Genomic DNA, 11593 nt, shown 5'->3' on the forward strand with positions numbered 1-11593 from the left:
TTAGATCAACAGTTGAAGGTGGTCCGCAACAACAGGGGCGCCCTGTCTAACCGCTTCTGTGAGCACTGCGCTTCCGAGTGCCGTACCTACGCGCTCAAGTATTGCCCAGCGACGTCTGATCTTCTCTTGCTTCGGATTGTCCTCTGACACGGACTCTTCAAAATCCTCTATTGCCTGCTCGGCTTCGGCTCTCTCGTCAGAGTTCTCAATCTCCGTCAAGCCTGCGCGAAGGCGTTCAAGAAGATCCACTAGTTCTGTTGGTAACGAGCTGTTTTGGACCTGAGAAAAGTTCGAACCCTGTCCGATGTTGCCGGAATTGGACCCGCTGATGTTCACTTCGTACTTAGTTGAGCCAACGTGCACCTGTACCACCTGATCCACTCTGGCCTGACTAGGCAGCTTATCTAGCGGGACATCTTTGGTCATGTCGAAGACCATCTCTACTAGCGTTGTTCGGACGGTATCGACTACGCCACCGAAGGTTGATGGCAGAACCTTGTAGTACAGCGCATCGATCTTCTGGAACATGTTTTCTTGCTGTAGTTGTTGAGTCCACAAGGCAGCAACGGACGAGAAGGTGTCGGGGGCCATCCGCGTTGACTTTTCGAGCGATGCCATATGCATCAGTTCTTTAATGGGGTGCCTTAGATACAGACTTTCAGGCACATACCGCTGTAGATCGCTTAGAACTTGCCCGCGACTGATCTGCTCACCCGTCGTGGACATCGGCCCACTAGTGCTGTCCACAAACAACGGTGCGGGAAGTTGCCGATACTCAGGAATCGCCGCTGTATCCGCGTAACCTTTTAGTTCGTTGTTCGCCCATGCCCGCAGTTCGTCCGATCCCGTGACAGTGCCCAGCGCGAGAGACTTGCGCAATAGGCCGTCCAACGATTCGGATTCATCGAGAACCCGTTCCCGCAAGTCCTTCAAGATGTCAGCGTCTGCCACAATGCCGATGCTACCGTCGGCGCTCAGACGCCTAGCTCTCTTAACGCCTGTGTCGACAAATCGGCTGCAATCTCGGCGTCGCGGCCCGATTGAGAGTGCTGATAGAGCAACGATGCCTTTACTGCCTTATGACCGAGGCGAGCCATGTTCTCCGTCAACGTCGCCACCTGAGCATTCTTCGACCCCGCGAACCGTCGCAGGTCATGTGCGGACAGATCTTCACGCCCCACCGCCTTGGCGGCTTTCTGAAATACGTCCTTATTGAAAACGCGGTCATTGAGATGGCACCCGCCACGCGAGGGAGTGAACAGCAGCGCATCGGAATCCTTGCCGACGTATGACGCCAGATGGTCTTTGACGTCTTGTCTGATATGGGGAGGAATCGTGACGCTACGGGTCTCCCCTGTCTTTGTCGGACCAAGGATGCACTCGCCGCCGCGATGGCCTACAGCGCGAGTGATCGTTACAACCGAACAATCAGGCGTGATGTCTTTGCGCCGAAGTTCGGAAACCTCGCCGTAGCGCAGACCACACCAGCCGGCCAACACAACCAGCGCTTTGAACCGCCCTTGGTTTTCGCTGGCTCCCAGCTTGTCGGCAATAGCGTGCAGTTCTGCCGTCGTAGGGATCTTGACGTTCTCTTTGGCCTTCGTGTTCATTGCGCCGGTGATCATGCAGGGGTTGCGCTCAAGCAAGCCGTCTTTGACGGCGGTATTGCAGATCATGTTCAAGACCCCATAGGCGTGGCTGTTGCGCCGTTCCTTGGTTTGGTCAAGACCCGAGAACCAACCGCGCACCGCTGTAGGGGTCATATCGGCTACCGGCACCTTGCCGAAGGTCGGTTCGATGAGCGCGGACCATTTGGCCTCATACTCGATCCGCGTTCTAGGGCTGAGCTTGCGCTGATCGATGACCTTCTTGCCGTAGGTACCGAACAGCAGAACTTCAGCTTTTCTCTCTTGGACGCGCTCTGAGGGCGGTTTCCACCGTTCCCCCGTTCGGGTGGCAGATTCGATCAGATCCTTTTCCCTGACCAACCACGCTTCGGCGTTCATCCGCGCCGAGAAGGTGTGCGGGGCGTAGTGCCGCCGTTGATCGGGACCGATGAACGATGCCTGATAGCTCGCCGTCTTGGTCCGCTGCTTTTTGATGTGGCCCCACGCCCGGTGCCCAGATTTCCCGCTCATCAATCTTCCCCGTAGATGGCCGCATGACGCTCTAGATAGGTCGCGAAGGTGCGTTCAGCCGCCGCAACAAGGGACTGATCGATCTGCGGGAAAGAATCGGCAACTGCTCCTACGGCATCGCCAACGTCAGCGTTCAACAGATACCGTGGATCGGGCCATTGGCCCAGTTCAACGGCATCTTTTAAGGCAGCGGCGAAATACTCACGCGCCAACGTTCTGTTCCACGAAATCCGGCGATCTGTCTGCACTAGCCCCAAGCCCCCGATTGATTAGCAAACGAATAATCAGACATGCACATTGCCATCCTCCCCTGCGGCCCGATGCTTTGAACAGGTAGTTTGCGGATTCCTACCCATCCGTTACCTATGCGGGTCCATCCTACCTGAGCAGGATGCGCGAAGTGAGTGAAGCGCGAAGGTCCGTAAGCTGTTGTCTAGCAACGTAATTGCTGGTCACAACGAATGTTTGCTGATACCGCGTCTGCAGGTTCGAATCCTGCCGGGGGCACCCAACGAAAATTCGAGCGTGTGAACATCCCGCGCGTGGGTCATTACCGTGTCCATGATGGAGATCGACGGCCGAGACGCCGCCCGGAGAGCGGACCTGCAGCAAGCGTGGAGCCTGCGCCGGGAACTCGTGGCGGAACGGCGTCAGGTCATCGACCGTATCGGCAACCGGCGCGAGCTCATCCGCAACGGTGACAGCACCAGCAGGGCGATCGCCGAAATGCACCGAGCCGAGGACGACCTCATCCGACTCGACGAGATGATCGACCGGCTCGATCGGCGCTTCGCGCTGCAACCGGACGACGTAGCCGAACCTTCCTAGGCGCTGATCTTCGCAAGGGCGCCGATCTTCGCGAGCTCCTCGCGGGAACGCCGCTCGACGAACAGTGGAACGAAATCACGCACCGGGCGTCCATCGAAACGAGCATGGGACCGGTGCACCACCGTCATGACAGTGTCCGGCTCCAGCGCGGGGTACCGCTGCGTCAGCCGCTCGACCACGTGCTGGATAGCCGTCCATTCGCTTGAATCGACCATTCGAGCATCGTCGCACTCCGTTCACCTGGTGGCCATGTTTCGGACGACCTCGTCACAATCCAGTTCGAACGAGTCATACGCATCACTGATCAGTGTGGCCGTCGCGTCCGGATGCGCGAGCGCGACTGCATCGACGACTCGCCACGTTCGTTCACTGAATTGCGCTGTACGACTTGGCTTCCGGCCTTCAGTGAGGGCGAGGAGGAGAGCATTCTGGAAGGTCTGGTGGGCGCCGTCGGCCCGTGCTTCTGCCTGCATCGGCCGACGCTAATCGTTGTGGCTCATGACGGCGTGAACACGCGGTGAGCGCTACATGAACGTCAATTCGATCCGTCAGCCGGGACACCGGCCTCGGCGCGACCCCACCACGCACTGTCGCCGAGACTGCCGAGAGATCGCGGATTCGCGCCGGATCGCGATCTGACGGCAGTCTCGCGCGTCGGCCGCGTCACGGCGAGCTCGCCGTGCCTCCGTCCGAGGCCGTGCCCCCGGACGTGGTGTCCGCCGACGACGCCGTTCCCGTCGACCCGGCCGTCGCGGTCGGGTCGGCCGTTGCGGTGGGGTCGGACACCACGACGGTCGACGTCGAGTCCGCCGTCGTCGTCGGCGCCGCGGAGGTCGACGGGGCGGCCGTCTCACTCGGTGACGCTTCGGCGCCGGCGCTGGGCTCCGGAACTCCACTGGTCGGCGTCGCCACCGCGGTCGCCGACACACTCGGCACCGCGCTGGACGTCGGGGCGGCGGGCGCGGACGTCGTGGCCACGACCGTGGACGTCGAGAACGTGCCGGGTTGATCCTCTTCGACGATGGCCTTGATCTCGTCGGTGTACGCCTGCAGCTGCGGTTGGATGTCGTCGAGCTTCACCTGGCCCGCCTCGATCTGTTTCTGGAAGGCACCGACCCGCGCCCACACCTGGTCGATCTTCGCCATGGCCGCGGGCGAGAGCGGCTCGTCGAGGGTGATGAACAGCTGCTGGGCCAGCGCGTAGGTCAGGCAGTTGATGCAGTCGTAGCTCAGCGCGCCCGCGAGGTTCTGCGGCGTGGCCACGTTGTCGTTGGTGTCGTCGCCGTCGATGACGAACACCACCTGGTAGGCCACGGCGACCGCACCGCAATTGCGGCATGACGCATAGGCTTCCGCGTCGTTGATGTTCTCGGCGTAATTCTCGTCGGTCTGCCACACCAGGGCGAAGGCGGCCTCGTAGACCACGGTGTTGTTCCGGGTGTTCACGGCCAGTGCCTGGTTGTCGCCGGGGCCGGGGGTCAGCGGCTTGTCGACCGGGAACACCCAGCCCTTGTCAGCCACCGTCGTGACGCCGGCGGGTCCGCCACCGCCGCGCAAGATCCGGGGAATCATGACGACCATCAACCGCGGCTGCCCCGCCGTCGGCAGCGCCGTGCGGGTATCCCACATCACCTGCATCACACCGCGCTGTCCGGGCGCGATCGTCCGCGTCGCGGCGACGGGCCGGGTGGGCTCCGACCGCAGGGGTGGCGTACCGAGACGCTCCATGCCGAGCGCGTAGGCGATGTCACCGACGGTGCCCCGCTCCCACGGCTGGATGGGCCGGTAGTTCGACTCCCCCGGCCACCACGCGTAGGCGACCCCGCTGGCGACCACCGCACCGGCCAGCACGACGAGCACCCGCATCACCGGCTTGCCGGCCGTCGTCTTCCACGCACCCAGTGCGGTCTGCCGGCAGAACCGGACCAGCATGTAGAGCACGCCGGCCACGGGAATGACGATCGCCACGATGGCCAGCACCCGGGCGATGACCTGGATGAAGTCGCCGTCGGCCCACGAACTGGTGAGCACGTCGCGCTGGGTGCCCAGGGCCGACCACGCGGAGCCGAGCAGGCGGGGCAGCGCGAGGATCGCACCGGCGATCGCCGACAGCAGCATCGGCACCACGACCAGCACCCAGACCGTGACCAGGATGCGGGCCCACGGCTTGAGCATGCGCGCGTGCGGGTCACCCCACCGACACGGCAGCAACCCGAGCAGCGTCGGCTTGATCCGCGAGTAGAGGTCGGGGACACCGGTCAGGTCGGCCAGCACGTGGTAGCCGTCGAACCGCACCATCGGCGCGAGCTGGCGCAGCATCTGCAGGATCTGCGTCGCGACGACGAGCAGCAGCGCGTCGTATCGCAGCCACCACCACAGGCCCGCGATCGCCACCGCGACGATCGCGTTGAAGTACAGCCCACCGAGGTCGGTGCGCACCCGGGCCCGTCGACCGAGGCGGTAGGTGTCGGTCACGTCGGTGTAGAACGCCGGCCAGACGAGGTAGACCCCGAATCCCATGGCACCCGGCGTGGCGCCCCCGTACCGTGCCGCGGCCGCATGACCGAATTCGTGGAAGCCCGCGGACATGATCGTCACGACGAAGACGAGGATCAGCAGTCCGGGGCGCTCGAAGGCGTCGTAGGCGGCGTGCGCCAGACCCTTGCGGAAGAACACCCACCAGCACACGACCGCGAACACCGCGAGCAGAGGGACGACCATCCACGGCCGGAACAGGAACCGGAACGGGTCGGTGAGTCGCCGGGTGCGGTCGGGTTCGGTCACCGCGTAGCGAAAACGCAAACCCAGCAACGGGTTCCGCTTCTTGGTCGCCGGCTGGCGCCCATCGGGCAGGACCAGCAGGCCCAGTGGGCGCAACTGCTTGTCGACGAGGTGGCGGATGTTGTCGTCGGTGACCGTGCGCTCGGTGGCCTCGGACACCGCGGCCGCGACCCCGTCTGCGGTTCGTGCGCCGTCGATCTCACGCAGTATCGCGTAGAGCAGCGGCGTGAGCTGGATCGTCTGGCCGTCGGCGCGGCGGACCAGGGAGGGCGGGACTTTGTAGCCCGATCCCGCCATCTCCCCGATCAGTTCGACGCCGTCCGCCCGCCGCAGCACCTCCTGCGGAGGCGCCGACCCCTCGCTCGTCACGGTCACCTGGACACTCCTCGATCGTCGAACCGCGTCAGCGTGTGCCGTCAGGCAGCAGAGCTGGAGCCGCCGCTGGTGCCGGAGGTGCCGCTCGAGGTCGTGCCGGCGCTGCTGGTGGCGCCGTCAGCCGTGCTGCTGGTGCCGCCCTGCGAGATGCTCGAGGTCTGATCGGAATCCGCGGTCGCGTGGACGTCGTTCATGCTCTGCGTGATGGTGGCGTCCTGGATCGACACCGCGTCTGCCGTCGAATCGATGGAGCCGATGTTGGCCGCGACGCCGGCATTGATCGGGGCCGCCACGTTCGCGTTGGCCGCGACCGCGCCGGCGATCGGCGCCGCGAGGTCGGCGTTCAGGTCGACGTTGACGTCGACGTTGAGAAGCGCGCCGTCGGCAAAGGTTCCGGTGCCGGTGTCGACGGTCGCCCCGGTGTCGGTGCTCGTGTCGGTGCCGGTGTCGGTGCCGGTGCCGGGGCTGGTCACCGTTCCCGTCGATGTGTCGCCGGCCTGGTCGATGCCGCTGTCCTGCAACGACGTGGCGTCGGCGGTCACGTCGTCCATCGACTGCATGATCACCACGCCGCCGTCGGCGGAGTGCGTGACCGTGGCGTCGGCACCCGAGCCGTAGGTCAGCACGTTGGCGCCGGCGCCGGCCTGAATGGGCGCGGCGACATTGAGATTCGCGGCCGCGGACAGGTCGATCGGTGACGCCGCGTCGATGCCGACGTTGATGTCGGCGTTGACGTCGATGATCGACACGACCTCTTTAGCCGGTAGCGCGATACCGACCTCCGCCTGCAGCTCCTCAGGGGTCAGTCCGTGATTAGCCATGGTTCCTTCTCCTGCGCTCGGCCGCGACCCCGCCCTGGTGACGCGGGGCCATCTGTTCGTGAGCCTGGATGGACTTTTGACAGCGATGTCAAACACGTTTCTGAGAATTTCTCAGTTTGGTTTGATTTGCTAGCTATTGCTGGTTCCACGCCTCGACCCGTTAATCCGCAGCTTGAAAGATGTAGTTTCAAGATCGACCAATTAGCTTTGCACCGAGAAAATATTGTGGTCGCAACCACTGGGCAACGAGCGTTCAGGGCATCGTCGGATCAGTGTCGGCGCGCTGGACGCGGGCCCCGGCCCCTGTCTGCACGTTCAGCCAGTCGTTTGCCGGGCGACGCCGCCACCTTTTCCGTCCGGGGCGCCCGAACGCTCCGCGCGTGGTGCGTGCCCGCCCGATCCGCGCCACGGTGGTCGCGCCGCTGAACCGCGACGCCTCGTTCCGCGCGCGCGTCCCCGATCGCGGTGGCGACGTGCTGCAGTCCCGTGCGCACCGTCTGGCCCACCACGGACACGGCGGCGTGAACATGGCCCGCGGCGTTGTGCACCCCCGCGCCTACCGCGCGACCGAGGTTTCCCGAGTCGGCGAGCTCCCGGGCGAACGCGTCGGGAGCGTCGAACACCGCGGACAAGATCTCGTTGAACGCTGGGAAGATCACGGCACCAACGACATTGAGCGACTCGACCACCACGACCTGCAGGACCCCGTCGGGCCGTGCGGTCGGCGCCGGGTTCGCGACGATCGGCGCGTTCAATGCGGTGAAGGTATCCTCGCGCGCGGCCTGGAGAGCCCGCGCGACACCGGGAATCCCTTCGGCCGTCGCGGGCAGCACGTCGAGCAGACCCACCACACCCACCTCGAGCGCGTTGAACGCTCGGGGTGCGACGCGCGAACCATCGGCGAGGATCGCAGCCTGCGCAGCCTCATTGGTGGGCCCCGTGACCGAGGCCGCGGCCGCGCCGAGGGCCTGCAGCAGATCGCCGGACTGCAGGGCGGTCAGAAACCTCACGGGTACGGCCAGCGTCGTCACGCCGGCGGTGACGGCCGTGTCGACGACGAGCGGGCAGATGATCGCGCAGTACCGGACCTGGTTGATGAGCAGGCTCGCCAGCAGACCACCGGGCGGTACCGCTGCGGCCGTCAACATGACCTCGCGGGTGAGCGGCAGCGGATCGGGCCGCTCCGACACCGGCGGACCGGCGATCACGGTGGCGACCGCCAGGGCGCAGATCCCCGTGGTGGCGACACCGGCGTTCGTGGCGCTGCGTGGCTTCATCGTGGCCCCCTACATCGACGCTGATGTAGGGGGCACGATTCACGGCCCCGATCGGTTCATCGCCCGCCGGGGCCGAGCTATGTCCCGAGTTGCCGATCGATCGCGGCGACCTGGTCATCGCCGTACTGGGTGGCGAGATCCGGCGGGACGGGGTCGTTGAGCGGACCGTCGAACTGCACGTCGACCGCCGCGTTGCCGCGGGTGAACATCAGGACCCCCACCGACTGGGTGCCGTTCGGCGACACCCCCGTCACCCAGGTCCCCCCGGTGCCCACCGGAACCGGTCCGCTCGTCGGGTTGGTGACGACGGAGCCGAGCCCGTCGCGCCAGGCGTTCATCGCGTCGGTCGCCGCCTGCGCGGAGGGCAGCACGAGGATCGTCGTGGTGATCCCGCGGCTGCCGTCACGATGGTTGAACTCCTGCCGGACGCCCTGCTGGCCGTCGGGGTCGGAGACCGGCGGCGTGGGAACGTACGCCGTCGAATCGGTGATGACGTTCGGATTCACCGGCAGAGTCCCGTAATCCGGTGCGGCAGAGGCTGATCCGAAACCAAAGGTGACCGTCGCCGCCACTGCGGCGACTCCCCCGAGGGCAAATGTGGACATCGTCTTCATGTGTCTCTCCTGCTGGTCGGTGGACGGTCGGATCAGCAGGGGTAGCACGCGTAGCCGCGCCACCCGTCGCGCCAGAACCAGCCCGGGCCGCAGCCCATCCAGCCGGTGGTTCCCGCGCAGTCGAACATCTGCACCACCGGGCGCTGCGGCGCGGGCGCCGGAATCGGAGCCGGCGCCGGGGCGGCGACCTGTGCCGCGCCGGCCGTGGGCGTCCCGAGCAGCGAGCCGACGATCATGGCCGTCGCACCCACGGTCGTGGCGAGTGTGCGCATGGTCAAATCCCCTCCTTGACGAGTTCCCTGGTCGAACACCTGGTGAGGCTACGCCGCAAACTGACGCTCGGGGCAATAACACGCATCGAGCGATGGCAATGTCCGCACCCGCGAGGGCACCGACCAACCAAGTGGTTAGTCTGCATGCAGGTCCATCGATGGAGCAGGAGGCCGCCATGCAGCTGGCACTGACACCCGAGGAAGCCGCCTTTCGCGACGAGCTTCGCACCTTCTACGCGACGGAGATCCCGGCCGAGATCCGAGCACGCAGCCGCGCGGGCACGGAGATCAGCAAGGACGACATCGTCACGACGCACAAGATCCTCAACGACCACGGCCTGGCGGTGCCCAGCTGGCCGGTCGAGTGGGGCGGCAAGGACTGGACGCCGACCCAGCATCAGATCTGGCTCGACGAGATGCAGCTGGCCTGCGTCCCCGAGCCGCTGAACTTCAACGCCAAGATGGTCGGGCCGGTGATCGCCGAGTTCGGTTCCCAGGCCGTCAAGGAGCGCTTCCTGCCGCCGACCGCCGCGCTCGACATCTGGTGGTGCCAGGGCTTCTCCGAGCCCGAGGCCGGCTCCGACCTGGCGTCGCTGCGCACCACGGCGCTGCGCGACGGCGACAGCTACGTGGTCAACGGGCAGAAGACGTGGACGACGCTGGGCCAGTACGCGGACTGGATCTTCTGTCTGGTCCGCACCGACCCCAACGCCCCGAAGAAGCAGGCCGGTATCTCCTTCCTGCTCATCGACCTCGACACCCCCGGCATCACCATGCGGCCGATCAAACTGGTCGACGGCAGCGTCGAGGTGAACGAGGTGTTCTTCGAAGACGTCCGGGTGCCCGCCGAGAACCTGGTCGGCGAGGAGAACCAGGGCTGGTCCTACGCGAAGTTCCTGCTGGGCAACGAGCGCACCGGCATCGCCCAGGTCGGCCGGACGAAGGTCAAGCTCGCCGAGGTCAAGGAGCGGGCCAAGGCCAACGGCCTGCTCGAGGACCCGTTGTTCGCCGCCCGGCTGGCCGAGGCCGAAAACGACGTTCTGGCACTGGAACTGACGCAGATGCGGGTTGCTTCGGGGTCGAAGGGCGGCAAGCCCAACCCGGCGTCGTCGGTGCTGAAACTGCGTGGCAGCCAGCTGCAGCAGCTCGCCACCGAGCTGATGATGGAGGTGGCGGGCCCCGACATCCTGCCGTTCCCGAACGGCGCCGAGATCGCGTCACCGGACTGGGCGCAGCACAGCGCGCCGCGCTACCTCAACTACCGCAAGACCTCGATCTACGGCGGCAGCAACGAGGTGCAGCGCACGATCATCTCGTCGACCATCCTCGGACTGTAGAGACAAGGCGGACATCATGGACTTCCAACTCAGCGAAGAACAGACGCTGCTGCGCGACACCACCCGCGAAATGCTCACGCGCGCCTACGATCCCGAGAGCCGACTCAAGGCGCTCGACACCGAGCTCGGCTGGAACCGTGAGGTGTGGAGTCAGCTGGCCGAGGTCGGAGTGCTCGGCCTCGGATTCGACGAGGACGCCGGCGGCCAGATCGAGATCCACGCCGTCCTCACCGAGGCCGGCCGCAGGCTGGCCCCGGAGCCGCTGCTGCACGCGGCGCTCGGACCCGGCGCGGTGATCGCCGAGGTGGGCACCGCCGAGCAACGCGCCCTCCTCGACGAGGTCGCCGCCGGCGAGCGGCTGCTGGCCTTCGCCCACACCGAGCCGGGGATGCGGCGGCCGACCGCCACTGTCTCGACAACCGCTGCGCGTCAGGGTGATTCGTGGACGGTCAGCGGTCGCAAGAATCCTGTGCTGGCCGGTGACTGTGCCGACACCCTGGTGGTCACTGCGGCGCTTCCCGACGGCGGCACCGGGCTGTTCCTCGTCGACGCCGGCGCGGTGCAGCGCCGGGCCTACCGCACCTTCGACGGTCAGCGGGGCGCCGAGATCGACCTCGACGAGACGGCCGCGGAGCCGCTCGGCGAGGCGGTGGACGCGTCGGCCGCGATCGAGCGGGCGCTCGTGCGGTTCACCTCGGGCCTGTGCTCGGAGGCCCTCGGCGCGATGGAGGAGGCGCTGCGGCTGACCACGGAGTACCTGACCCAGCGCAAGCAGTTCGGCGTCACGCTCAACAAGTTCCAGACGCTGACCCAGCGCGCGGCCGACATGTACGTCTCCCTCGAACTGGCGCGCAGCATGGCGCTCTACGCGGCGATGTCGATCGCCGACGGCGATCTGGACCCGACCATCGCCGCGCGGGCCAAGCTGCAGATCGGGCGCTCCGGCCGGCACATCAGCCAGGAGGCCATCCAGCTGCACGGCGGCATCGGCGTCACCGCGGAGTACCCGGTGGGGCACTACGCCGCCCGGCTGACGGCGATCGAGCAGATGCTCGGCTCGTCGCAGGACCACCTGCACACGCTGGTGGGTCAGCTCGACGGATACGAGGTCGTGACGATCTGAGGTCGGGTTTCGGCCTGCCCTTCACGT

13 protein-coding genes are annotated in these 11593 nt (G+C 65.9%); 3 read left to right on the forward strand and 10 right to left on the reverse strand.

Translation table 11 applies throughout. The features are described 5' to 3' along the window. From MCHLDSM_RS29895 to MCHLDSM_RS37915, 3 genes are read right to left on the reverse strand one after another with little or no spacing between them, the layout of a single operon-like run. Positions 1–951 (reverse strand): AbiTii domain-containing protein, encoded by a 951-nt coding sequence (locus MCHLDSM_RS29895; RefSeq protein WP_048473437.1) that lies wholly within the window; start codon positions 949–951, stop codon positions 1–3. A 23-nt stretch (positions 952–974) separates the two neighbouring features. Then, on the reverse strand, positions 975–2138 hold the full coding sequence (locus MCHLDSM_RS29900; protein WP_048473438.1) for a tyrosine-type recombinase/integrase: 1164 nt from the start codon (positions 2136–2138) through the stop codon (positions 975–977). Further along, positions 2138–2386, reverse strand: a complete 249-nt coding sequence (locus tag MCHLDSM_RS37915; RefSeq protein ID WP_131722711.1) for a hypothetical protein — start codon at positions 2384–2386, stop codon at positions 2138–2140. The genes MCHLDSM_RS29900 and MCHLDSM_RS37915 overlap by 1 nt, the downstream gene beginning before the upstream one ends. 316 nt (positions 2387–2702) lie before the next feature. Here MCHLDSM_RS37915 and MCHLDSM_RS29905 point away from each other — a divergent pair, with 316 nt between their 5' ends. Continuing rightward, positions 2703–2966, forward strand: a complete 264-nt coding sequence (locus MCHLDSM_RS29905; protein WP_048473439.1) for a hypothetical protein — start codon at positions 2703–2705, stop codon at positions 2964–2966. Here the strand turns inward: MCHLDSM_RS29905 and MCHLDSM_RS29910 are convergent. The 7 genes from MCHLDSM_RS29910 to MCHLDSM_RS29940 form a co-directional block, all read right to left on the reverse strand. Beyond that, positions 2963–3181, reverse strand: a complete 219-nt coding sequence (locus MCHLDSM_RS29910) for a three-helix bundle dimerization domain-containing protein (protein WP_048473440.1) — start codon at positions 3179–3181, stop codon at positions 2963–2965. The two genes, MCHLDSM_RS29905 and MCHLDSM_RS29910, sit on opposite strands and share 4 nt — an antisense overlap. 21 nt (positions 3182–3202) lie before the next feature. After that, positions 3203–3439: a hypothetical protein gene (locus tag MCHLDSM_RS37920; protein ID WP_131722712.1), complete on the reverse strand. Its 237-nt coding sequence runs from the start codon at positions 3437–3439 to the stop codon at positions 3203–3205. Positions 3440–3629: 190 nt separating this feature from the next. Beyond that, positions 3630–6122, reverse strand: coding sequence for a hypothetical protein (locus MCHLDSM_RS29920; protein ID WP_109788981.1), 2493 nt, complete (start codon positions 6120–6122; stop codon positions 3630–3632). Between the two features lie 41 nt (positions 6123–6163). Further along, positions 6164–6943 carry a hypothetical protein gene (locus tag MCHLDSM_RS29925; RefSeq protein ID WP_048473442.1) on the reverse strand — a complete coding sequence of 260 codons (780 nt, stop codon included), beginning with the start codon at positions 6941–6943 and terminating at the stop codon, positions 6164–6166. Between the two features lie 269 nt (positions 6944–7212). Further along, complete coding sequence (locus MCHLDSM_RS35200) at positions 7213–8220, reverse strand: hypothetical protein (RefSeq protein ID WP_053083129.1); 1008 nt, start codon at positions 8218–8220, stop codon at positions 7213–7215. Positions 8221–8297: 77 nt separating this feature from the next. Then, positions 8298–8834, reverse strand: coding sequence for a hypothetical protein (locus MCHLDSM_RS29935; RefSeq protein ID WP_048473443.1), 537 nt, complete (start codon positions 8832–8834; stop codon positions 8298–8300). 32 nt (positions 8835–8866) lie between these two features. Further along, complete coding sequence (locus MCHLDSM_RS29940) at positions 8867–9106, reverse strand: hypothetical protein (protein ID WP_048418312.1); 240 nt, start codon at positions 9104–9106, stop codon at positions 8867–8869. A gap of 176 nt (positions 9107–9282) precedes the next feature. Here MCHLDSM_RS29940 and MCHLDSM_RS29945 point away from each other — a divergent pair, with 176 nt between their 5' ends. Then, positions 9283–10443, forward strand: coding sequence for an acyl-CoA dehydrogenase family protein (locus tag MCHLDSM_RS29945; RefSeq protein ID WP_048474079.1), 1161 nt, complete (start codon positions 9283–9285; stop codon positions 10441–10443). 16 nt (positions 10444–10459) lie between these two features. Next, on the forward strand, positions 10460–11566 hold the full coding sequence (locus MCHLDSM_RS29950; RefSeq protein WP_048473444.1) for an acyl-CoA dehydrogenase family protein: 1107 nt from the start codon (positions 10460–10462) through the stop codon (positions 11564–11566). The last annotated feature ends 27 nt before the right edge of the window (positions 11567–11593 follow it).

Source organism: Mycolicibacterium chlorophenolicum, assembly GCF_001044235.1.
GTDB lineage: Bacteria > Actinomycetota > Actinomycetes > Mycobacteriales > Mycobacteriaceae > Mycobacterium > Mycobacterium chlorophenolicum.